This window comes from Ktedonobacter sp. SOSP1-85, from assembly GCF_016587415.1.
Classification (GTDB): Bacteria; Chloroflexota; Ktedonobacteria; order Ktedonobacterales; family Ktedonobacteraceae; genus Ktedonobacter.
Genome location: NZ_BNJI01000001.1, coordinates 187,593 through 210,597, shown reverse-complemented (window position 1 = coordinate 210,597; position 23,005 = coordinate 187,593). Strand labels below are relative to the sequence as shown.

Annotated in this window: 23 protein-coding genes and 3 pseudogenes; 11 read left to right on the top strand and 15 right to left on the bottom strand. The window is 52.3% G+C overall.

The features are described from left to right. Positions 1-328: 328 nt before the first annotated feature. The gene (locus KTE_RS01040) at positions 329-535 is read left to right on the top strand and encodes a hypothetical protein (protein WP_236600220.1); all 207 of its coding nucleotides are present in this window, start codon (positions 329-331) and stop codon (positions 533-535) included. Between the two features lie 266 nt (positions 536-801). On the opposite strand, the gene KTE_RS01035 is transcribed toward KTE_RS01040, so the two are convergent. From KTE_RS01035 to KTE_RS01020, 4 genes are read right to left on the bottom strand one after another with little or no spacing between them, the layout of a single operon-like run. Beyond that, the gene (locus KTE_RS01035) at positions 802-1,404 is read right to left on the bottom strand and encodes a hypothetical protein (protein WP_201377507.1); all 603 of its coding nucleotides are present in this window, start codon (positions 1,402-1,404) and stop codon (positions 802-804) included. A 42-nt stretch (positions 1,405-1,446) separates the two neighbouring features. Continuing rightward, on the bottom strand, positions 1,447-2,817 hold the full coding sequence (locus tag KTE_RS01030; protein WP_201377505.1) for an IS66 family transposase: 1,371 nt from the start codon (positions 2,815-2,817) through the stop codon (positions 1,447-1,449). A 21-nt stretch (positions 2,818-2,838) separates the two neighbouring features. Next, entirely contained in the window at positions 2,839-2,991 is a 153-nt protein-coding gene (locus KTE_RS01025) for a hypothetical protein (RefSeq protein ID WP_201377502.1), read from the bottom strand. A 56-nt stretch (positions 2,992-3,047) separates the two neighbouring features. Continuing rightward, complete coding sequence (locus tag KTE_RS01020; protein WP_236600219.1) at positions 3,048-3,200, bottom strand: hypothetical protein; 153 nt, start codon at positions 3,198-3,200, stop codon at positions 3,048-3,050. A gap of 58 nt (positions 3,201-3,258) precedes the next feature. Here KTE_RS01020 and KTE_RS01015 point away from each other — a divergent pair, with 58 nt between their 5' ends. Further along, on the top strand, positions 3,259-3,906 hold the full coding sequence (locus KTE_RS01015) for a reverse transcriptase domain-containing protein (RefSeq protein ID WP_307811980.1): 648 nt from the start codon (positions 3,259-3,261) through the stop codon (positions 3,904-3,906). Further along, a pseudogene (locus KTE_RS01010) lies at positions 3,809-4,989 on the top strand (IS3 family transposase). Before KTE_RS01015 ends, KTE_RS01010 begins: the two are co-directional and overlap by 98 nt. Before the next feature lie 74 nt (positions 4,990-5,063). Here the strand turns inward: KTE_RS01010 and KTE_RS01005 are convergent. Together KTE_RS01005 and KTE_RS01000 are read right to left on the bottom strand one after the other, a co-directional pair. After that, a complete protein-coding gene (locus tag KTE_RS01005; protein WP_236600630.1) occupies positions 5,064-5,738 on the bottom strand; it encodes an IS3 family transposase in 675 nt (224 codons plus the stop codon). Positions 5,739-5,755: 17 nt separating this feature from the next. Further along, positions 5,756-6,043, bottom strand: a complete 288-nt coding sequence (locus KTE_RS01000) for a transposase (protein WP_201377496.1) — start codon at positions 6,041-6,043, stop codon at positions 5,756-5,758. A gap of 552 nt (positions 6,044-6,595) precedes the next feature. Here KTE_RS01000 and KTE_RS00995 point away from each other — a divergent pair. Then, a pseudogene (locus KTE_RS00995) lies at positions 6,596-7,193 on the top strand (IS6 family transposase). Between the two features lie 899 nt (positions 7,194-8,092). Here the strand turns inward: KTE_RS00995 and KTE_RS00990 are convergent. Further along, complete coding sequence (locus tag KTE_RS00990) at positions 8,093-8,554, bottom strand: hypothetical protein (RefSeq protein WP_201377493.1); 462 nt, start codon at positions 8,552-8,554, stop codon at positions 8,093-8,095. A gap of 584 nt (positions 8,555-9,138) precedes the next feature. Here KTE_RS00990 and KTE_RS00985 point away from each other — a divergent pair. Continuing rightward, positions 9,139-9,402: a hypothetical protein gene (locus KTE_RS00985; protein ID WP_201377490.1), complete on the top strand. Its 264-nt coding sequence runs from the start codon at positions 9,139-9,141 to the stop codon at positions 9,400-9,402. A gap of 656 nt (positions 9,403-10,058) precedes the next feature. Continuing rightward, a pseudogene (gene istB / locus KTE_RS00980) lies at positions 10,059-10,828 on the top strand (IS21-like element helper ATPase IstB). A gap of 57 nt (positions 10,829-10,885) precedes the next feature. Here the strand turns inward: istB and KTE_RS00975 are convergent. Next, positions 10,886-11,080 carry a hypothetical protein gene (locus KTE_RS00975; RefSeq protein ID WP_201377470.1) on the bottom strand — a complete coding sequence of 65 codons (195 nt, stop codon included), beginning with the start codon at positions 11,078-11,080 and terminating at the stop codon, positions 10,886-10,888. A 736-nt stretch (positions 11,081-11,816) separates the two neighbouring features. Here KTE_RS00975 and KTE_RS00970 point away from each other — a divergent pair. The 3 genes from KTE_RS00970 to KTE_RS00960 all read left to right on the top strand — a co-directional run bounded on the left by KTE_RS00970 (position 11,817) and on the right by KTE_RS00960 (position 13,331). Beyond that, complete coding sequence (locus KTE_RS00970) at positions 11,817-12,056, top strand: hypothetical protein (protein WP_201377467.1); 240 nt, start codon at positions 11,817-11,819, stop codon at positions 12,054-12,056. 235 nt (positions 12,057-12,291) lie between these two features. Then, positions 12,292-12,462, top strand: coding sequence for a hypothetical protein (locus tag KTE_RS00965; protein WP_201377464.1), 171 nt, complete (start codon positions 12,292-12,294; stop codon positions 12,460-12,462). Beyond that, positions 12,459-13,331, top strand: a complete 873-nt coding sequence (locus KTE_RS00960; RefSeq protein WP_201377461.1) for an IS3 family transposase — start codon at positions 12,459-12,461, stop codon at positions 13,329-13,331. Before KTE_RS00965 ends, KTE_RS00960 begins: the two co-directional genes overlap by 4 nt. Before the next feature lie 259 nt (positions 13,332-13,590). Here the strand turns inward: KTE_RS00960 and KTE_RS00955 are convergent, their stop codons facing one another. After that, positions 13,591-14,469, bottom strand: coding sequence for an SMP-30/gluconolactonase/LRE family protein (locus KTE_RS00955; RefSeq protein WP_201377458.1), 879 nt, complete (start codon positions 14,467-14,469; stop codon positions 13,591-13,593). 138 nt (positions 14,470-14,607) lie between these two features. Here KTE_RS00955 and KTE_RS00950 point away from each other — a divergent pair, with 138 nt between their 5' ends. Both KTE_RS00950 and KTE_RS00945 read left to right on the top strand, forming a co-directional pair. Continuing rightward, positions 14,608-15,084, top strand: coding sequence for a transposase family protein (locus KTE_RS00950; RefSeq protein WP_201377455.1), 477 nt, complete (start codon positions 14,608-14,610; stop codon positions 15,082-15,084). Beyond that, positions 15,006-16,376: an ISL3 family transposase gene (locus KTE_RS00945; protein WP_307811861.1), complete on the top strand. Its 1,371-nt coding sequence runs from the start codon at positions 15,006-15,008 to the stop codon at positions 16,374-16,376. Before KTE_RS00950 ends, KTE_RS00945 begins: the two co-directional genes overlap by 79 nt. A 198-nt stretch (positions 16,377-16,574) precedes the next feature. On the opposite strand, the gene KTE_RS00940 is transcribed toward KTE_RS00945, so the two are convergent. From KTE_RS00940 to KTE_RS00915, 6 genes are all read right to left on the bottom strand, one after another. After that, positions 16,575-16,826 carry a helix-turn-helix domain-containing protein gene (locus KTE_RS00940; RefSeq protein ID WP_201377449.1) on the bottom strand — a complete coding sequence of 84 codons (252 nt, stop codon included), beginning with the start codon at positions 16,824-16,826 and terminating at the stop codon, positions 16,575-16,577. Positions 16,827-17,350: 524 nt separating this feature from the next. After that, a complete protein-coding gene (locus KTE_RS00935) occupies positions 17,351-18,067 on the bottom strand; it encodes an alpha/beta fold hydrolase (RefSeq protein ID WP_201377446.1) in 717 nt (238 codons plus the stop codon). Between the two features lie 144 nt (positions 18,068-18,211). After that, positions 18,212-18,706 carry a cupin domain-containing protein gene (locus tag KTE_RS00930; RefSeq protein WP_201377443.1) on the bottom strand — a complete coding sequence of 165 codons (495 nt, stop codon included), beginning with the start codon at positions 18,704-18,706 and terminating at the stop codon, positions 18,212-18,214. A gap of 322 nt (positions 18,707-19,028) precedes the next feature. Further along, entirely contained in the window at positions 19,029-19,334 is a 306-nt protein-coding gene (locus KTE_RS00925) for a zinc-binding dehydrogenase (RefSeq protein ID WP_236600216.1), read from the bottom strand. 332 nt (positions 19,335-19,666) lie between these two features. Next, the gene (locus tag KTE_RS00920; protein ID WP_236600215.1) at positions 19,667-19,939 is read right to left on the bottom strand and encodes a response regulator; all 273 of its coding nucleotides are present in this window, start codon (positions 19,937-19,939) and stop codon (positions 19,667-19,669) included. A 9-nt stretch (positions 19,940-19,948) separates the two neighbouring features. Further along, positions 19,949-22,879, bottom strand: a complete 2,931-nt coding sequence (locus tag KTE_RS00915) for a PAS domain S-box protein (RefSeq protein ID WP_201377440.1) — start codon at positions 22,877-22,879, stop codon at positions 19,949-19,951. Positions 22,880-23,005: the final 126 nt, after the last annotated feature.

Below are 23,005 nucleotides of genomic sequence, written 5' to 3'. Positions count from 1 at the left end.
TTGCACGTCGAAGTGGAGCAGACTCAGCAGCAGAAAGCAACTTGGTAAGCAAATAAGTAGACAACAGAAGATAGAGAAACGTGTCTGAAATTCTGGCTGCAGTACGACGCAGATGGCCAGAACATAGGTGTAAATCCCAGGATGAAACTGGTCCTTTTCCAACAATTATCCTGGTGGGCAAAGGGTTCCAGAGTAGTTTGTCCACCAGGATAATTGTGTGATTTTAGCCAGAATAATGTTAGGATTTACACCCTGAGTTACAGAGGTATTCCAATGGCATCCAAAAAACGGAAGATTATCTCGTCAATCATCCGAGCTAATATATCAGATGCGCGGCCAGGTGCAGGGGAAAGGGCAGCGGGTGCATGTCTTTCGTGAGTGGGTGGAGGTGGGAGCGCTGGACATGGAACTGGACCTGTTGGGGCTGAACGATCCGGAGTATGTTGTGGGAGAGAATTCTGATGAGGAAGAGGATGGGTTGAGGTGGGTCGTCCCGACGGGGCCAGGGGAATACCGGCTCTCGGAGCGAACATAGCGCATTGGTGAAATTCGGGAGGTCTCTGCTGGCGAGGATGAGGGCAAAAAGAAAAGGCCACACCCATGTGGCCTTGTGCAAACGATATATCTAGTGTACCTGATTTTTGGGGAAAAGTCAAGCGTCCTGTGATGACGTAACTGTTCAGACTTAGCTTAATGGGTTTGGTTGGATGTCCATGACAAAATGCAGAGTCGTATTTTTGAAGGGTTCCGCTTGGAACCCTGCCATGGACGACACCGAATGATCTTACGAACAGAACCCTCTTACTTCTCTCTGAATGTTCCGTACCAGTCGTAACCCGTCAGGAGTGATTGGATTCCATCGACCGTCTTTGGATACGTGATTTTTTTCTCTTTCGAAAAGAACCCAGACCGCATCACAATTCCCACGAACTCTTCGATCAACACATCCCACAAAGCACGGTCTGTTCTGTCAACTGCTGACACGGCCATTCGTAAATCCTTTGTAAATTGTTCAGCGTCATCAGACATCATCCACAATTCGGTCAGATCGATATGCACATATTTCGGAGGAAGAGCTGGGTGGGGAGCAAGACCTTTCAGGAAACGAAGCCATTGCTGATAGAGATCCATATAAGAATGAGGAAGGATGTGAAAGACGTTGTTTGCTCTTTCCTCAGCCCTCTCTATCCCTGTTGGCAAGTCGACGACGAGAGTAGGCGCTTGCTCTACGGGAGCATCATCCATCTCCACATCCATCAAAAACACATCGTTGGGTGAGTACAGAGTAAACCAAAATAAGGGGATGGAATAATTACATGCCAATAAAGCTTTTTCATTCTTGTCGATTTCATCGAGGATGGGATTCGCAGAATCATTGACCACCAAGAACACTTGATTTGCCATAACAGATTCTTCCCTTTTCCAAGCTACAAAGAAAGCTTTTCTTCAAAAAAGACGACCCTGCATGTTGTCATTGACAGGTTGGGTGAGGAGAGCGAGGCATTGGGAGAAAGGATTGAGTCCTTGCGCAACCCAGGTACCAAAGAGGCTGGCCAGGCCCATACGGGTCTGACTGCCCTTGGGGGAGTGTGTGCCGCCGCTGACCTTGCGGGCAATGACCAGGGGGCGCACACTGCGCTCTGCCAGGTTGTTATGCGCGGGAACCCCTGGAACGGTCACAAAGACAAAGAGTTCGGGCAAAAAGCTCCCCACGCGCTTGCAGAGGGTCTGTTGGGGAACGTCTTCTTGCAGAAAGGGGTGGCAGAGTTTCCACAAGCCCTGCTCAAAGACGTGTTGTTGCGCCACGCGAGCTTGGTGCTGCGCGCGTGGAGTCAGGCGTGGATCGGGAGCCAGCCTAGCCCAGGCCACTGCGTCATCGTAGATGGCTTTGACCTCTTTGGCCCAGGTGAGCAAAGCCTCATCCTGCGGAAACTTCTTCTTGAGCTCATGCACATTACGCAAGAAATGCACCCAACAGCGTTGATGCAAGCCCTCATGGATGTTGTATCCCGCGTAAAAATCGCTGCCTAGCACCCCCTGGAACGCTTCCCCGATCAACTGCTTGACTACTTCTCCGCCTCGTGAATGGTGGTACTCGTAATAGCGGAAGGTTGGAGTGCTGACGCTCCAGATATATCCATTGAGGCCATCTTCTCGCCAACCCGTTTCGTCGGCTTGCACCGCCGGACTCGCGCGGATCGTGGCCTTGAAGCCGTCAAGAACGGGTTGAGCATGGGCCACGAGACGGTGGAGGACCTCCACAATCTCTCCGATGCTCACCTCAAATCCGTGGAGGGTGTGCAAGAGCTCTCGAATCTGCCGAATGGGCAGGCGCATCACCGTGCGCAACGTAGCGATCAGACTACTCAACCGCACACCGATGCGTCCCTGCCCAAACACTTCGGCGTGCAGATCGACAGGTGCCTCGTGCCACTTGTGACACTGGGCACACCAGCCGTGGAAAATCCGATGGTGGATCACTTCCAGAGGAGGCGGGGGCGGCACATCGATCACTTCTCGTACTCGCGCCAGGCTCATGCCACCCAGGCGCAAATGACAGTCCGGGCAGGTGACGATGCGATGCTCCACGATCTGTGTTGGCACCATCCGCGTACGCCCGTGGTTGTGCTTTGCGTCACGCTTCTTGCGCGGCTTCTTTTCTTGCGCCCCTGGCTTTTTCACGTTCGCTTTGACAAACGCAGGGGGAGGTGTCTTCTGCTTTTCCAGTTCCTCGATGCGGGTCAGTGCCTGGCTGAGAGCTTCTCGTAGCGCCTGGTTTTCTTCTCGAAGATGAGCGATTTCTTCCTCGTGTGTCATAGCTTGAGTTTACCAGAGAGGTCAAGTCTGAACACTTTCCAATTCAGGCAAGAGCGTGCCCCCCTGCGCCGCAATCGCCGCCCGCAGGGCTGCCAACTGGCTTTCAATCGTTCTGGCTTCACTTTGTTGCTCAGAAGAAACGCGAGCATACAAACCAACCTGCATGATGGTCATTGAGCGCTCCTTTCTCGCTGAGAAGGGGTGGCTGGTGGGACAGGGCCAAGACGCCGCTATACAGCAGGGATGAGATGAGCATATGCCTGCTGAAGACACTCCTGTTCGAGACGGCTGGGTTCAAACATGACGTGAACCTCCAGGGTTTTTCGCTTCTTGCGCGAGGGGCGAGTGGGCTTGGGTGGCGGTTCCATCACATGTTGTAGCATCCTGCGGGAAAGCACCTTCGCCAGACACCTGACACCGTAAGGGAGCTCCTTTGAATCCATCACCATAAGCAGCACGAAGGCGCTGGCGCGGGATTTCCTCCTGATACTCGAACTCTATCACTTTTTTTGCAACTTTGTAGGAGAAGTAGCGTCCCCCTTGTTGGCCAACATCGCATTGCACGGGATGGAAGAGGCCATCGGCGTCACCTATGACTACCGAGGCCAACTCATCGGCAGGCGTGCAGTTGTGAGGTATGCCGACGACTTTGTGTGCTTTTGTGAAAGTAGGGAAGATGCCGAACAGGTACAGGGAATCCTTGTGGAATGGCTCAAAGAGCGGGGGCTGACTCTTTCAGAGGAAAAGACCCGCATTGTTCACCTGACAGAAGGGTTTGATTTTTTGGGTTTTAACGTTCGACATTACCCTGCACCACAGACCTCATGGACGGGATGGAAGCTCTTAATCAAACCCAGCAAAGAATCAGTCCAAGAAGTACAGAAGAAACTCAAAGACCAATGGAACAAAGCACAGGGTGTGATCTTGCCCCGATTTGAAAGAGTCCCTAAAGCTGAGATATACTCGAAGCAGATCAGAAAGGGGCTTAGCCATGGGAAAAATCCAAAAGGTCTATACAAAAGAATTCAAAGAGGAAGCCGTGCGGTTGGTGGAAACCTCAGGCAAGCCAATTGCGCAAATCGCTCGTGAGCTGGGCATCTCCGACAGTGCGATTCATAATTGATGCAAAGAATTGGCAGAACATGGGAAAGAAGCCTTTCCAGGCAAGGGGCATCAAACAGCACTCGAAGAGGAAAATCGTCGATTGAAACGTGAAGTCGAGAGGCTTCAACAGGAGCGTGATATCCTAAAAAAAGCAGTGAGCATCTTCTCACGGGAATCCAAATGAAATATCAGTTTATTAAGCAACACAAGGACGAATTTCCCATTGTTGTCATGTGCAGTGTGCTTGGAATCTCGGAAAGTGGCTTTTATGCCTGGCGCAAACGTTCAACTTGCCAGCGCAAACGAGAAGATGCTCAGTTAAAGCAAAAGATACGGCAGGTGTTTGTCGCGCATCAAGGACGATACGGAAGCCCACGCATCCTGAGGGAACTGCGTGATGAAGGGACCAACTGCTCGCGGAAACGAATTGCCAGGCTCATGAATCAGGAGAACCTTTCTGCGAGGCGCAAGCGACGACGGGTTATCACCACCACACGAGATCCAAGGCATCCAGTTGCTCCCAACCTCTTAGATCGGGATTTTCATGCGGAAGCCCCCAACAAAAAATGGGTCACAGACATCACGTATATTCCCACTCGGCAAGGGTGGCTGTATCTTGCAGTGATATTGGATCTCTATTCTCGAATGGTTGTTGGATGGTCGATGTCGAGCACATGTGATGAGCAGTTAGTAGAACGGGCACTTACTCAAGCCCTGGCCCGCCGTCATCCTCAAGCTGGATTACTGCATCACAGTGATAGAGGGAGTCAATACACTTCAAGAGCGTATCAGGCGTGTTTAGAACGATGCGGTATCCAAGCAAGTATGTCGCGGAAAGGCAATTGTTGGGATAATGCTGCGATGGAAAGTTTTTTCGGAACCTTAAAAGATGAATGTGTAGGAACGCTTGTCTATTCAACTCACGATGAAGCACGATTAGCGCTCTTTACCTATCTGGAAACGTATTACAATCGAGTTCGTCGACATTCTACACTTGGATATGTGAGCCCACTCACGTATGAACAGATGGCGAAGAAATATCGTAAAGTAACGTTAGATAACGTTTGACGTATTATCATTTTTATGTTAGAATACAAGCTCAAACGTTACGTTGCGTTACGTAAAAACGTTCTTCACTCTCCTCATCTCAAACCTCTAGAGACTCTATGAAATCGGGGCAAGCTCATGCTCACACGAATCCCTTGGTCCTGCAGAAACCTCTGATAGGCGTGGCTGGTATACTGACAGCCGCGATCTGAATGGTGAAGCAATCCCGCCTCTGGCTTGCGATGCCTGATCGCCATGGCCATCGCTTGCTCGACCAAGGCTTCATCTTGTTTAGCTGCCATGGCCCAGCCAACAATGCGCCGCGAGTAGAGGTCCAAGACCGCTGCCAAGTACATCCAGCCGTTTGCTGTCGCAATGTAGGTCACATCTGTGACCCATTTTTCGTTCGGGCGCTCGGCCTCAAAAGCACGATCAAGTACATTTTCGGCTGGCGTGGCAGCAGGATCGGCATGAGTCGTCAGCACACGATGGGTCGTGTGATGGGCAGCGAGCTGGGCCTGCTTCATGAGACGCACCACGCGTTTGCGGCCCACACGAATGCCTTCATCGCGCAGTTGCACATGAATGCGCGGACTGCCATACCGTCCCTGGTGCTGATGATAGATTTTCACGATCTCTTTGCTGATATAGCCATCTTCTCGTTCCCTCTGCGAGGGAGGGCGCTTCATCCAGGCATAGAACCCGCCGACTGAAACCGAGAGGACGCGACACATGATCCGTACCTCAAACTGCCCTCGGTGGTGCTCAATAAAGCCGAAACGGTCTTCTACGGATGCGAGAAGATGGTCAGCGCCTTTTTTAGGATGTCACGCTCCTGTCGCAACACGTCATTTTCCCGCCGTAAGCGGCGCATCTCCTCAGCTTCTGGCTGGAGATTTCCACTGCCAACAAACGCTCGTTCTCCGTTGGCCGCCAGCTCAGAGCACCAGCGGCTCAGTGTGCTCATCGCAATTCCTAAGTCTTCTGCTACCTGCCTCTGCGATTTTCCGCTTGTGTGGACTAAATTCACGGCTTCACGCTTAAAGGTCTTATCATATGTTTGTCCCGTTGCCATACTTTCCTCACTTCTTCTACGACCATCCACTTCCAGTTTACTGTTTCATCCAAACCGGGACAACTACAGGCAAAGGTACGTCCCTCTGGTAAAAAATCCATTTCAGGATGAAGACAGGTCACACGTACAGTGAAAGCTCTAGGTTTCACATCCACTATCTCGATGCGATAAAGATTGGTACTCACACGTCTTTCCTTTCTGACAACGACAACGCTTGACGCAAAATATCACCAAGAGGTCTTTCTTTTTCGGCACGATACAGGCGGTTGTGATTTGTCCCTAGTGCATTCCCCTGGTTTGCGATATGTAGGCTTTGACGGGCACGTTCTGGCTTTACGCTCTGGCGTTCTAGCTGGCCACGTTGTGGACTCGTCGCTTGTGGTGCTACTGGTCGATTGAAATACCGTTGCGCGAAGGATAGACTCAGATACATGAAAACACAAGCACCTGCATCCCTCTACAAAGGCTTTCGCTTCCCATCTGAGATTATTGGCCATTGCATCTGGTTGTACTTCCGCTTCTCGCTTCCGTTTCCGTGATGTCGAAGAGATAATGGCCGAGCGTGGGATCGTGTTGACCTACGAAACCGTCAGACAGTGGTGTTTGAAATGTGGCCAGACGTACGCCAATGAGCTGAAACATCGTCGCCCAAAAACGGGAGACAAGTGGCACCTGGATGAAGTGTATCTCAAGATCAACGGCAAGACGCACTCCCTCTGGAGAGCTGTTGATCAGAACGGCAATGTTCTGGATATCCTGGTCCAGAGCCGACGCAGCAAACATGCGGGAAAGCCAGTTCTTCCGCAAGTTGCTCAAAGGGTTGCAATATGTCCCGCGAGTGATTATCACCGACAAGCTGGCCAGCTATGCCGCTGCCAAGAGGGAAATCATGCGTAGTGTCGAGCACCGTCAACACAAAGGCTTAAACAATCAAGCAGAACGTTCGCATCAGCCGACGAGACAACGCGAGCGAACCATGCGGCGATTCACATCACCTGGCTATGCTCAACGCTTTCTTTCCGCTTTTGGGCCCATCTTGGATCACTTTCGGCCGAAACGGCACCGTCTCACTGCAAGGGATTACCGTGTTCTCATGCAAGATCGCTTTCTCATTTGGAACGAGGTAACCAGAGGGAAAACTGCCGCTTAACACTACGCCACCTCCTCTCATCCTCCACTTCTTTTCTGTTCTTTTCCCATCTTTTTAAAAAACTCTTCAATTACTTTGTCAAGTTGACAATACCACCCGGACACCTGTATAGGGGTGGAGTGGTGGTATAGGCGGCTGGCGAGGTATCGAAAAAGACCCTTTTCCATCCGCCCTTCCCCAAACCACGCATGCACGATTTCCATGCACGTGGCTTTCCAGTAGCGGCATTCCATTCGTTCAGAATATGCACATCTCGTGCTCTTCCCGAAAAAGAATGCAACTACCTGCGCTGCTTCCCCCTGTGTGTGGCCTTCCCACACTCCCTGGTGAGGCGTGACGCTCACGAGTACTATCAGCGCTCCGTTCCCTTGAGGCTCGCGCCTGGTAGGGAATCCCGTGTTCCGTCAAGGTGGTACGTATCGAGCATCCCGTAGGCAGCCGACTCATTTCCTTCAATGATCTCGTTCATCATCGTCCATGCTGGAGAAGGAGCACCAATCAACCTTCAAGATTGATGCTCAGCATGGCATCGGTTTCAGACACATTTCCGATGAGAGGACAGATACTCCACTGGAAATTGGGCTTCGGGCAATCCAGCTCTTACCATAGGATGCGAGTCTTGCAGCGCATGCTTCTGCTGTGCCTCTAGGGCATCACTGCTTTCCGTCACATGCTACTTTCCCCTTTCCCTTTCAGGTCCAGGTCAGTGAGGTGACTCAAGAACCTCCTTCTCAGTTCTTCCTGGCTGAACCAGGGATACCATCAAGCGTGACACGGCGCACAAGGTTGCTACCACCAGGGGCAGGACATCGGGCAATACGGGTAATGAAATAATAAAGAGGGATGACCCAGATCCTGTATCGCTGCGACTTCTTCTCCTCGCGTCGTCAAGAACATGATCATCTCTCTTTTTGCACCAGAAAGACAGGCGGATAAGGAGAATGGACCCGTTGGACCACTTCTCGCACAATGTCGCGCAGGAGCGCTTCCTCGGAACGGATGTGCCCATCAGAGAAGCGTTCGAAACGAACATTGAGAAACACGAGATCCAACAAATCCTGTGTTGCATATTGCTCGCAGGAGCCGCCAGCCTTCAGGTGTTGTAATAGAGGGTTAGCCCATTTCCAGGCTTCACTGATGTCCCCTCCGTGGCGTTCATAGGCATCATTGACACAAAAAGCCAGGGCGTGAACATCATCGTTCTGGTCGGGTTGTGTTGGGTCATCGATATACCTGCCGAAGGCATAGGTTGGTGGCCCCCACGGAAGAGGACTGGCAAGTAACTTCTCGGCCAGTTCTACCGGCCAGTGTTCAATCTTTTGGCGCTTGGACAGATACACTTTGTCAGGATGTTTTCTCAAGATCTTCCACTCCACTTCTTGCAAGAGGGTATTGACTCTCTCGTCCACTATTGATGACTTTCAACGCGCTGTGTGAGATGCATTCTTTAGAAACGACTAGCTCGCAGGATTATCACACGAACTGCCAGGTAAGCCCAGGGGACGGTAGAGATGAACAGAATAGCAGCATGGGCTTGACATGCTGGTTCCTCTCCAAAGATGTTTTCATCTGCATAGAATATATCATCTTGTGGCCTGTGTGACTCTTCTGGCTTGACAGAGCAGTGATGTGGAACTGGGGTGTCACACCTGACGTGGCCATGGCAACACGTGACCACTCCGGTTAATGGTAATTGCGCTGAATATTCGAACGAAAATATTGGGCTAAAGGCTATTGTATCGAACATTCAGCGCAATTACCAGGTGAAAAGGATAATAAGCCCATCCTTCACCTAGAGTAAGCCAGAGCCGAAGAGTGAGCACGGGGTGATGCAGGTCTGGGAAAACCGCTCCCCATCTGGTATACTTTCCTGAAAGATGTAAATTGTGTTTGCGCCTCGATAGACGGTACTTCAATCTCGTGGGTTTGTACATGCGAGGAGTGGATGGTGCAAATCACGATTACTCAGGAGCGGTGGGTACAACCCAGACCTTATGTAGATAGTGAGCAGCGTTACACTATCCAATTAAGCGAACCGTTGCTTCAAGATTCTGTGGAAGCCCAACAGCACTATATTCTTGGACTGATCAAGGCCGCGTCAGGATTAAATTTTGACGAGAAGACAACATGGCCTCCCCCCTATGTTCACAAGGTCAAGCAGGTGGACGCCCTGACCTGGACAGCTCTGGTGATCCTGCCTTCTGATTAGAAGGACAAGGGTGATATCCATGGCTGTATTGCCCGATGTGCTGCCCCTGGTGACAGCAACCTTGTGCGCCGTGTCACGCTTGATGGTATCCCTGGTTCAGCCAGGAAGAACTGAGAAGGAGGTTCTTGAGTCACCTCACTGACCTGGACCTGAAAGGGAAAGGGGAAAGTAGCATGTGACGGAAAGCAGTGATGCCCTAGAGGCACAGCAGAAGCATGCGCTGCAAGACTCGCATCCTATGGTAAGAGCTGGATTGCCCGAAGCCCAATTTCCAGTGGAGTATCTGTCCTCTCATCGGAAATGTGTCTGAAACCGATGCCATGCTGAGCATCAATCTTGAAGGTTGATTGGTGCTCCTTCTCCAGCATGGACGATGATGAACGAGATCATTGAAGGAAATGAGTCGGCTGCCTACGGGATGCTCGATACGTACCACCTTGACGGAACACGGGATTCCCTACCAGGCGCGAGCCTCAAGGGAACGGAGCGCTGATAGTACTCGTGAGCGTCACGCCGGTAGTGTTGCAAAAAATTTAAAGCTCAGCAAATTGAAGTGCACTCGAGCATCTCTCACCAGGAAAAGATGCAAAACATGCGCCTTTTCTCTGCAGCAATGATTCTTATGCCGTCATTGCCCGCTTCATTTTCTCTGCTCAATTTTTTTTGCAACACTACCTCAGAAGCTGGCTGCCCTCAAACTTGGGCGTATCCGCCAGGTCTACGACAGTTGGGTCCAACAGGCCGAAGCCAGTTCCCTGGGCTATGGCGAGTTCCTGGACCAGCTCTTGGCTGAAGAACTGCTGGCCCGGCAGGAGAACCGGCTCAAACGGAAGATGAAAGCGGCGGGCTTCCCATACCCGGCCACCATCGAGCAATTTGACTTCGCGTTGCGTCCAGAACTCAAGCGTCCGATGCTCATGCGCTTTTTGGACAGCAGTTTCGTGACCAATGCCAGCTCACTGCTGCTCATTGGGCCCAGCGGTCTGGGGAAAACACATCTGGCGATCGCGGTCGGAACCAAAATGGTGCAGCTGGGCTATTCCGTGCGGTTTGTGGTGGCGCAACACCTCGCGAATGCCGTCCTGAGCGCCGCAACCCGCGATGAGGTGACCCGCTTGATCGAGGGGCTGATCAGCACGGATCTCCTCATCCTCGACGAGTTGGGGTATCTTACCCTCGATCCCAAAGTCGGCCCTGTGCTCTATGAGGTCATTGCAGGCCGCTATGAGAAGGGAGCGACCATCATTACCTCCAACAAGAGCCTGGCCTCCTGGGGGAGCTCGTGGGCGACAATGCCCTCATGATGGCCCTGGTCGATCGACTCCTTCACCACGGGGAGGTGTTTTACCTGCGCGGCAATTCATATCGCATGCGTGGGAAAGAAGCCGTTACTTTAGCTACAGCTCCATCACCTGATCGAGCTTGACACCCTTATTGACTGCCTACTTTTAAACCGGAATCGTGCAGGCTTGACAACCGCGATTTACAAGTAGTAACCGAAAGCGACACTTTTAGCATTGGTGGCATCAGTTCTTCTTTCTTCGCTATTCCTGCGATATGTATAGTTTTTATCATCAGTGTTCTGCTTCTGAGCAAATATCTTAAGGGGTGGCGAAATGGTCTGGTGAAGGATGTTCAGCCGGGATTGCAAATCTGGGATAAGCTGTTCTACTGTCATCGCTGCGATCTCATCTTCAATCCCGATACCCGTGAGAGCGTGCCCCCGACCAGAATTCAGGAACTCTATCAGGCCACTCTGGTAGACAAGACGTATTCTACTGACTTCAATAGAAATTTCTAGATACCCAAATTGGCTGCTCCCTTTTGTTATTTCTCTCCTGGCAGAGGGGCGGCTGTATGCTCAGAATCAATTTGGAGAAGAAGTAGAATGAGCACATCGTAATACTTCTCCACTCCTGAGAGGGTAGGTTGTATTCTCACCATTGCATGCTCTCAAGAGGAGAAGGCCTGCAGAAAAGGGGATGAAGGGGTTGAGAAAAGCAGCAATGGCCTCTCATGTGCTTAAGAAGTCAGGTTAAAAAGATTTTCTAAGTGACTTTTAGCCCTTGCCATTCATAAAGTGCAGAAAGTAGAGTAGCTAGAATATGCAGTATCAGATTGATCCCATTGTTCTGAATGTTTTGGAAGCGGGAGAGCAGGTGCGGTGGTGGGGATATCCTGGACCTCACGCTCAAGTCGGAGGACCCACTCGGAAGAGACTTGTAACCGAGTCTCTGATCGGAGGTGCTTTTGGAGCCATTCTGTTTCCTACCTGCCTCTTCTATCTTTCACATCCTCGCCCCTCTATTTCATTTCTGGTAGGAGCATTTGTTATAGGCATGGTTTTCTTTCCTCTTATAATCTTTGCACGATCTGGACGTGGTTATAACAGAGCAAAACAGAGAGCAGAGTCCATGCGTAATGCATTGCGATATACACGTTATGCTATTACTGATCGTCGAGCACTTATTATTACTCAATTACCTGGACGGGCTCCCAGCATCATGGCGTATCGCCCTCATGAGCTAGCGCCTATCTCTCGTATTGATCAAGCAGCAGGTTGGGGTGACCTGAGTTTCGGCCGTCGACGAGGCCGTTTTGCCAACATTGCTTCTGTAAGCAATGTTGAGCAGATTCTGCGCAGCCTTCAGTAGCAGTGAGTGAGTGCGTTGTGTATCTTTGCCAAAAGGCTCAATCCACGACCACGTAAGGGCGCTCCACACGAGCAGCAGACTTTAGCGATGGGAGAAGTCTTGTCAAGAAGAAGGCTTATGAGAAAAGGAGAATGCACGTGACTACTCTAGTGTGAGAGCCATTCAAGCAACGTTGTGGAGTGAACCCTTCAAGCCGGGTCTGACGCATTTTTGATGATCATGATGAATCCACTGAATGGTGAAGAACACGCTGGCGCAGGAGGTCAAAATTCGCCCTGCTATACATCTGCCGCTTACCCCTTTAGAGGAAGAAAATCGCCAGTTGAAGCGAGAAGTGGAACGGTTGCGACAGGAGCGGGATATAGTAAAAAAAGCCATCAGCATCTTTTCGCACGTTCCAGCGTGAAATACCAGTTTATTGCGGAGCACAAGGACGAGTATCCGATCACGCTGATGTGCCAGGCGCTTGAGGTGCCGATGAGCGGCTATTATGCCTCGCGCACCCGGCCCGTGAGCCAGCACCAGCGAGAAGATGCCAGGCTTGCTGCCGAAATCCAAAGCCTTTTCCTGGAGCATCGTCAGGTATACGGGAGTCCGCGCATTCATGCAGCCTTACAAGCACGCGGCCTACGATGTGGACGCAAACGGGTGGTCCGACTGATGCAAACACTTGGCTTGCAAGCCAAGTGTCGTCGAAGGCGCAAGCCGACCACTACCAGCAACGACCCAACGGCGCATTTCGCTCCGAATCAGCTCAATCGCGATTTCACTGCAAGCCGTCCGAACACCAAGTGGGTGACGGATATCACCGCTCTTCCCACCGCAGAAGGGTGGCTGTACCTAGCTGTGGTCTTAGATTTGTTCTCACGTCGAGTCGTCGGTTGGGCAATGGCTCCAACAGAGAATGAACACTTGGTGACCTTAGCCTTGCAGATGGCCCTGGCTCGTCGTCATCCTCAAGCTGGCTTGCTCCACCATTCTGACCGAGGAAGTGAGTACACCAGCCTTGGCTACCAGGCACTCCTGGCTGAGTTGGGCATTGAAGTGAGCATGAGTCGTACGGCGAATTGTTACGACAATGCTGCGATGGAATCGTTCTTTGACAAGCTCAAAAGTGAGTGCGTGAACAGCACCCAGTTTCACGCACAGGCGCAGGCTCACTCAGCCATTTTCGAGTATCTCGAATGTTGGTACAACTCCGTGCGCTTGCACTCGACGTTACAGGATGTCAGTCCGCTTGCCTATGAGCAAGCGTTTGCCCAATCGGTGAGGTAATCGTCTTTCGGGCCTCCACAAATCTGGGTGATGGTCATCCGGGATATGCGTCAGATTTTTAGAGGACCCTGTTTGAAATGGTTCTGTTTTGCAGACATGCACAGAGCCAACCTTCAGAAAGGAGACCATTGCATGTGAGGGGCAAGCTGTTTGCCCCTCACATGCAATGGTCTCCATCTGCACCACTTCGACACGAGGACAGGCGAGAACTTCACCCCATAGCTCTCGTTGGAACTGCCATTCGGCGGTCTGGCTTCTGTCACGGCCATCCGGCGCCGGGTGCTGGTGCCTGGCTGATTACCACTTCCCCAATTCTGGCCGTGGCCACTTCCTTAATCTTATCGACGCCGCGGAATTCGGTCGCCAACAGAAACAGGGTCTTGCCATCTGGGCCACCAAGCGTTACCGCGAAAATATCCTTGTCGTGTTCAATGCGTTGCAGGACTTCTCCGCCTTCGCGTATCCGTAAAACTGCCCCTTCTGGAGAATCGGCACGATGAGTCACTGCCCGTATGTCGGCTGCCTGGACCCAGATGGCGCCCTCAGCATCCATTTTAATGCCGTCTGGGCCAAGACCTTCTGCCCATACCCGCTGATTGGATAGACTGCCATCTGAGGCGATATCAAATGCAAGAAGCCGACCTGTGAAGGATTCTGAGACGATCAGTGTTGAGTTATCAGGCGTTATCACCATGCCGTTGGGGAAAGAGAGATCATCCGCAACTTTCCGAGTCTTGCCATCCGGGGTGATTAAGGCAATAATACCTGATTTGGGTTGCTCCCCGGCAAGGAAGCCGAAGTTGATGCTATTCACGTAAATGTTCCCCCGACCGTCTACAACAAGTTCGTTCCAACCGAACTGAGAAATACTGCTCAGATCCGCATGCCGAACCATCGACCCATCCGGCTCCATGCGCATAAGCTCCTTACCTGTGATCAAGAGACGACCATCGGGTAACCAATCGATGGACCAACCAAAAGCAGGGGGAGCATGACGAGTGATGACTTCGCTTTTCCCATCGAGGTCTACGGCAACGATTTCACCCGTTCCCCAATGGGCAAACCATAATCGACCCTCATGCCAACGAGCCGATTCAGGCATGGCGAGCCCGGAGAGCAGGACTTTGGGTTGGGACATGGACGATGTTGTAAACGCTAGACTGATAGAGGCTCATCCTCACATTAAGTGAGCCAGCTTGCTTGGACAACGGTTCGGTTTTCTGATAGATTCTCATCGATGGTTATGTGCTGTTATGTTGCAAGGAGGGCATCATCGATGAGCCAGGCAGACGCCTCTTCTCCCTTTTTACCTCTTCCAGATGGCATGGTCATTGTTTCTATTGATGCGGAGACGAGCAGGGTGGTCGTTCATCTTGGCTGCTGTTTTTCCATCGCCCACTGTCCCCTCTGCGGGCAGCCATCTGAGCGGATACATGGCAACTATGTGAGGACAGTTGCAGACCTGCCTTGTGGCGGTCGTCGCATCATTTTGAAGCTTTCCGTGCGCAAATTTGTCTGTGGCACAGCCACCTGTTTGCGCCAGATTTTCACGGAGCGCCTCTCGGAGCTGGTGCAGTCGTATGCTCGCATGACCAATCGACTGTCGGAAGCTCTCCAAACACTTGGTTTTGCCACGTGCGGAGAATTAGGAGAACGTCTCGCCCCAAACTGGGAATGCAGGTTTCAGGCCCCACGCTCTTGCGGAGGATGCGCACGCATGCTTGTCCAGAGCCATCTTCCGTACGCATCCTAGGCATTGACGACTGGAGCTGGAAAAAAGGCGTGACCTACGGCAGTATTCTCGTCGATCTCGAATTACGTAAGCCCATCGCATTACTGCCAGATCGAACAACCTCGACTGCGGAAGCCTGGCTACGTACCCACCCTGAAGTGGAGGTCGTGAGCCGCGACCGGGGTGGAGATTACGCAGCAGCAGCCAAAAAAGGTGCCCCCCAAGCGACTCAGGTGGCTGATAGATTCCACCTCTTGCAGAACTTACGTGAAAGGCTCAAAGAGGTCATGGATCGCAAACAAGATTGTTTACCTGAAGTCGAAGAGCGCGCTTCTGATGCAATCCCGGCCAAGGCGCGAGGCATCAAAGATCAGGGCATCCTCCAGATGGCAGAACCACTAGCGGAGTCTGGACCAGAGAAACACTACAAAAACAGATCAGCCTTTCCCAACAAGCAACCAGAAAGGATGAGCTACGACGAATTTCAAAAGCAGGTCCGACGAGACAAACGCACGGCTCGCTATGAAGATGTGCGTACTCTCGTGGAACAAGGATTCTCACTGCGTGCCATTGCACGGAAATTGCATCTGGCGCGGGCGACGGTCAGCAAATTTGCTCAAGCTGAGGAGTATCCAGAGATGCACCATCCGAAACGCGGAGAAAAAAGGAGTATCCTTGACCCCTACAAGCGCTACCTCTTAGATCGATGGCAACAGGGATGCACCAACGGGGTTCAGCTCTACGATGAGATCAAAGCTCGCGGATATCCAGGATCGGCTCCTCTGTTGGGAATGTTTCTGGCAGAGCTAAGGAGAAAACACCAGGAGGCCGGATCAGCTTCCGTCTTGAGGCTCGATCCGGCTCTGCGGACGCTCGAAATTCCTCCTTCTCTCCCTCCCAAGCCTCGTATTACCCGTCGGATGTCTGGGACCCGTGCCTCCTGGCTCTGCGTCAGCCAGCCCGAGAAGCTCGATGAGAAGCAACTCCAGTCGGTTGAGCAGATCAGATCGGCGCATCCAGATCTGGAAACCGCCTATCAATTGGGGCAGGGCTTCGTCATGATGCTGGCAGAGCGCCGAGGAGGAGATCTGGACGCTTGGCTCACACAAGCTGAACACAGCGGGCTTCCCGAATTCCGCAAAATGGCAAACGGGATTCGCCTCGATTATGTAGCGGTCAAAGCGGCATTTTCGAGCGAGTGGAGTCAGGGGCAGGTCGAAGCTCAAGTGAACTGCCTGAAGCTTCAAAAACGGATCGTGTTCGGTCGGGCGAACTTCGATCTCCTACGGCTGCGCGTTCTCTGTCGTGTCTAGCAATCTATGTTCCGTTCTTGCCCTCGTCTTCAGGCTCGTGAAAGATTCCTTTCGTCGTAAGCAAGCTGGCTCACTTAATGTGAGGATGAGCCACTATCCCCTTGACGTTTACAGATGTGTGTGACATCAGTGCCTCCTTTTGAACTCTATCTCGTTGGAGTATACACTGACAGCTCCTTGAATACTTGTAAAAAACCGTCATGCGAGATAAAAATATCCTGCTTGACCGTGATGAAAATCATCAGCGTTGTGGGACAGGTTTGTAGGCGTCAGGCCTGAAAATGCCTTGATGTCACGAATAAAATGAGATTGATCATGGAAGTCGAGCGCATGTGCAACAGCTGTCAGTGCCTCAAATTGCCCGGTTTTCATGAGTCGTACTGCTTCGTTAAACCGCTTCACCCGGATATACGACTGAGGGGGTGAGCAACGATAGTCTTCCAGGCTCAAGTGCTTGCACCTGGGTGCGTTTTCTTTTCTCCCCTTGCCGCTGGTGGTTCTGAGGAAAGCGTGTTACAGGGGCTGCAGAGGGGGTTGCGTGAAAGAGGCCAGGTTCTCACACCTGGAGTGTGGTGCTGCTCTCTCTGATGAGTGCCGTTGTCTCGTTGTCTCTTCTGCTTGCTTTTTGCGCTCCCGGAGGAGGTATTGACCAGGCAATGGGGTGCATGCCTTTTCTTCATATCGCTATCGCGATTGCAGAGAAAGACACGTTTCTCTGCCCAACTGGAGGCGCCACTGCTCCTTTTGGTGACTACCTTTCTCCCTGTGAACACACGATGTGCAGAAGAGGATGGTGTCCCTGGACACAACAGGATGCGAGCGTGGATGTGGGTAAGGATGTGTTTTCTGGAAGAGCCTACGATAGGAAGAGCCTACGATAGAAGGTAGGACATGCCTCAGACAGGAAAAGACATGTCTGAGACGGCTTGCGGCAGGTTAAAGCCCAAGAATGTCAGAAGTCTCCCCGCCTGTCGCTATGCAAGCGACAAGAGTATCTCTGCCAATTTGTTAGGTGCTGCGAAAAAAGGAGAGTGACCAGTTGATAAAGAGAACACGCGCTCACAGGGAAGGTTTCGTTGCATATACCGTTGCATATACAAGCTATTCGCCCGATCGTGGAGAGTTTCCACATAGAAACGCGGGATACGAGCAAAGCGATCAGTTGTCTTGACAATCGCAGAAAAAGGTTCCAGGGGAGTTGGCCCGATAAGCATTTGGGCCAGCGTAATATCGCTTTCGGGACAATCATGGTAAAAGAGGTCGGCTACTCTCTCTACAGGAATTTCACTCACGCCTTGCGTTTCATTAATATGCGTGTTCCGAAGTATAATAGCATCTTTATCTTTTTGTGCATATTCCTGTAAAGTCGTGCCGTTGGGAACAAGGAATGCTGCGAGGTAGATGAGCTTTTGAATCGACTCCGAGCATTCTTCTGCTGTTTGGCTGATAACAATGCCACCCATCGAGTGACCCACAAGAATAACAGGTTCGTTTTGTTCCTTAATGATGTGACTGAGATGGTCGGTATAGATACGCAACGTTCCAGTAGATGGAGATATACTACGATCTCGGCCAAATCCGGGCAGATCAGGAACAATCACCTTATGACCTTGTTTTCGAAGTAACGGAGCGATATGGCACCAGACCCATGCACCATGCCAAGCTCCATGAATCAGTAGATATGTACTCATGAAATTTTTCCTTTTACCTGTTGACTACAGAAACTGGTAGAGTCACACGATCTGGTGAAGAACGCAGAAAAACTTGTGAAAATGAACTCGAACAAGGATGCCGTCACTATTTAATGTGGCTCTACCACATGTCTACGCGATAGACTAGAAGCTAAAGTGTATCCCGACTGCTGCATTTTCTTCTGGAGTAGCAATCCAATAACCATATTTGGCACTGATAGCCGCAAACTTCCCCAGTTCCTCCGGTGTGGGTAGCTGAAGCGTACCATCTATCGATCTTCCCGACTCTCTAAAGAATTGTTCCATCTTATTGGTTGTGATGATGAGCAGGATTGCTGGCTCATTGGAGGCATTGCGCCATGCGTGCCGTGCATTCCCAGGCACGTGGATATAATCCCCTACTTTCGCTGTGATCCACTCGTGGCTTTCTGGCTCTTGTTTAAGACACTGCATTTCACCAGCAATAACGATAAAGTCCTCCACATCAGGGTGACTATGCATGGGAACAAAGACGCCTGGTGGGACAACCCCTTTTAACACGCTGAAGCCACTTTCCGTTGTCAGAAACTCGACAGTGGGTCCAAATACTTCGACGGTCAGGCCAGTCGAGGGATTTTTTTCGGTACTTGCCGTGGTCATATCTATCTCCTTGTATTATTCTTTAATCGTGACGGTTATCCGTACTCATCATCCTCTAGCGGCCAGCACACCGCATAGGTTGCCTGTAGCTCCTGTCAGCACAAACCTGCTTGCCAAGGAATTTCTCAAGCTGGAAGCACAACGATGTAGATGGACACAATCACCCCATTGAGAAGCCATGATGAGGTTTTGCAAGCGAGAGTAATCTGATCTGATAGCTCATACGCAATAGGGTACAGCATCCTTTGAGGCCTTACAATGACAGCTATGTGAGGCCCCTGAGTATGAATAGAACGAAAAACCACGCTAAGGAAGAGTAAGGCTACTCCACCACCTGGATGACAACTTTGCCACGCATATGACCACTCAAACTATGCTCATATGCCTGACGCGTTTCAGCTAATGGATAGACGCTATTCACAACAGGTTTCATATGACCTTCATCAACGAACTCGGCAATGCGTGCTAGTTGCTCATGGTTAGGGCGAACAATAAACCACTTTGCATCCCGTTCATATTGCTTCGCCCACTCAAAGATCCTCTTCTCCTGCTCGCCAGCAATACCAACTAGGATACCGCCTTTTTTCAGTACCTTATTGGATGCCGAGGGGCTGGCGCCCCTTTGCACCCCCGGGCCCCTTTTTCAATCGAGCTGTAACAGAGCGCTACCTATCTGGCTCGAGCTGTTCTTGTTTGAAAGGTATGAACGTAGTATATACGTTGCCTTTGTGCTCGACCAGGGGCAAATGCTACAAAAAGGAGGACGAATTTAGCCAAAACTTCTCTCTGGCTTGCTTCGCCAGGATATACATACTTCTTCTGCTCCATTTCTCCTTATGGTGCAAGCAGTTCTGCGATCAGTTGCAATAGTGCCTCCAGGTCAAAGGGTTTCTGCAGGGTTCTCAGATGATCCAGGGCATCGTTTCCTTGTGGCAAATCAGCACTCATGAGGAGGATGGGTCACTGCTTCCCCCCTTCTCGGCGCCGCAGGTGGTCGGCAAGTTCCAGCCCATTCATCCCGGGGAGTTGGTAATCGAGCAGAAACAACGCAGGCGTGATGGTTGAAAGCATCATCAGCGCGCTCTCGCCACTTGAAGCAAGATAGCCTTGATAGGTCGTCTCCTCCTGGAACGTTTCCAGCAGCAGGTTCCCAAGCACGGGATCATCTTCGACAATGAGAATACTCTTGACAACGCCACCCTCGTTGTATACCTGGTATTGGGAAGTCTCCATGTGCGTTCCTCATGTTCTTTTCCGGGGAAGCATCACCTGAAAGGTTGATCCTTTTCCCGGTTCGCTTTCGACGGTGATGGTCCCCCCATAGTGTTTCACAATCTCCGCGACAATGTACAACCCCATGCCCAGGCCGGGGATCGCCTTCTGCCTGGGATCAGCGACCCGATAGAACCGGTCAAAAATCTTGTCGCGCTTTTCGCGCGGGATGCCCAGGCCGTGATCCTGCACACGGATCGTGACCGCATCTTCGGAGGCGGAGAGATCCATTTCGATAGTCTCTGCACCGGGAGAATACTTGATGGCATTGCTGAGCAGATTGGTGAAGACCTGTCCCAGCCGGTCGCGATCCCCAAGCAGGATGGCTTGCACGGTACCCCGCACCAGGATGGTATGGCTGGGATGCGTTTGCTGCATGGTGTCGACGATCTCCCGCAGCAACGCATCGAGATCTACCGATTCCTGCCGATACTCGAGCTTGCCCGCCTGGATCTTGGAGACATCGAGCAAGTCTTCCACCAGCCGGGTGAGTTTGTTGATCTGGGTTTGCATGCTGGAAAGCGCCGAAGCCTGGAGGCCTTGCCTGGCCAGTTGCCGGTGCAGCAAGGTCGTGTGCAGTTTCAAAGCGGTGAGGGGGTTCCTCAGTTCATGGCTGGCCATGCTAATAAAGGCATCCTTGCGTTGTTCCAGTTCCTTGCGCGCGGCGTTATCCAGCACAAAGACGATACCCTGGCGTGAGTGATGCTGTAAGACAACTCCCCCCACGAGCACGGGAAGGCGACTGCCATCTTTACAGATGTACTCTTTTTCGTAGGGCGTCATCGACTGCCGGGTGGCCAGTTCCTGATAGGCCTGCAGGGACCGAGCCAGATACTCTGACGGCGTCATCTGCATCCAGTTGATGCGCCCTTCGCGTAGGTCCTCACGAGTGTAGCCAGTCATGTGCAGAAAGGCGTCGTTGGCGTCCACAATCTGCTCTCTTTCGGCGACAATGATTCCGATAATGCTGGAGTTCATCAAGGCATTCACGCGTTCCTGACTCTGGCGTAAAGCTTCCTCCAAGCGTTTCTGCTCATCGATATTGGTACAGGTGCCAAACCATTTGAGTACGCGTCCCTGCTCATCGGTAAATGGGACGCTTCGCACCAGAAACCATTGGTAGTTCCCTGTCTTCCCCTCGCGCAGGCGATATTCGACATCATGGGATTGGCCTGTGCGGAGCTCCGTCTGCCAGACAGCCCACGTTTTTTGTCGATCATCGGGATGGACGAAACGCAACCACTGGTCTCCATTGAACCGTTCAAGGGGAACATTTAGATAGGTAAGGATGTGCTGATTGCCATATTCCAGAAAGCCATCCGGTCGCGTCGTCCACACAAGCTGAGGCATCGTCTCCAGCAAAACGCGAAGTTCTTCCCGGCTTTCTTTGAGCTGCTGCTCCACCCGTTTCTGGTCATCGATATCGGTGCAGGTGCCAAACCACTTGACGACCTGGCCTGCTTCATCACGCACCGGCATGGCGCGGGCTAAGAACCAGCGATAGCTCCCGGTTTTGCTGTCCTTGAAACGATATTCGATTTCATAGGGCTCATCCGCTGCGAGCGAGTGACGCCAGACCGTCAGGGTGCGCTGATAATCATCTGGGTGCAAAAACTGGCTCCAGCTATAGCCCAATGCTTGTTCGGGGGCGGCACCAGTATAGTCATGCCACCGTTGGCTCCAGTACTCCAGAGCTCCATCTGGGCGTGCCATCCACACGAGCTGCGGCACCGTTTCGGCCAGCACCCGCCAGTTCTCCTCGCTGGTTTTGATCCTCTCTTGGGCCTGTTTCAGCTCCTCGATGTCGGTGCAGGTGCCAACATATTTGAGGATCGTGCCCCGGGCATCTCTGTAGGGCGTGGCTTGCATGAGGAACCAGCGATACTGCCCGGTCGTACACTGGCGCAGGCGCTGTTCCGCTTCATAGGGGCTGCCGGTCTGGACGGCGCGCTTCCATGTCTGCAGGACGCGTTGGTGGTCCTCGGGGTGCGTACACTGCATCCATCCCTCCCCCTGGGCCTCTTTGGTACTCAGGCCGGTATAGTCGCGCCAGCGTTGATTGCAAAAATCGATATAGCCGTCTGGTCGCCCGGTCCAGACCAGCTGGGGGATGGCATTGATGAGGGTATGGAGATCTGCTTCGGCGCGCTTGCGCTCGGTGATGTCGATGCCGGCGATGACGAGGTACGCGATGTGGTGATCTGCATCCCTGCGGGGGGTGATCGCGACGTCCAGGTGGCAGTCCATGCCTTCCCTGGGATGAACCACTGCCTCGAACCGCACCCTTTCTCCCCTGCTGGCTCGCGCGATGGCGGCACACAGCTGCGCTTGACTGGTCGGAGAACAGGACCACCATCGGGTTTGGGCGAGCGAGTGACCAATGACCTCCTCGCGTCGGACGCGCGCCTCTGCCAAGGGGACCTCATTGATCTCGAGGACGATCCCCTCGGGGGTCAGCACGCCGATCCTGCTCAACAAGCCATCCAGGTCCTCGATGGAGAGACGCTCGCCCTGGGGAACCGGCGCCTCTCGTCGGGTTGCGGCTCTGCCCTGGTGGACCTGCACCATCAGCCCCCCAATCGTGGGAGCGAGCTGCACGTGCAGCCAGGTCCCTGTCACGGGAGACACATACTCCACTTCCGTTGGTGCCTGGGTCTGTCTGGTCTGCTGGACGGCCTGGTAGAGGGCGGTGCTCACCAGCTGTGGAGCACCGCGCCACAAGGGCTTGCCCACTACGTCCTCTCGTGTGGCGCCTAGGATGGCCTGCGCGCTGGCATTGGCATACATAATCGTGGCGGCATCATCGACGACAAACAAGGCCCCAGGAAGTGTCTCAAGAAGCGTGAGGAGCGTCTCACTCGACGCAGGCGTGAGACGCTTGGTCGGCTTGGTATTCGACATCGTGTGGTCAATCTCCCTTTCACGTGTCCCCATCCCTGGTGGCGAAGATGCGTACCTGCTCTGATATCTCGAAACAGCATTGAGAAATGTGAGAAGACGCGGAACCCCCTTCTACGTGAGACTACT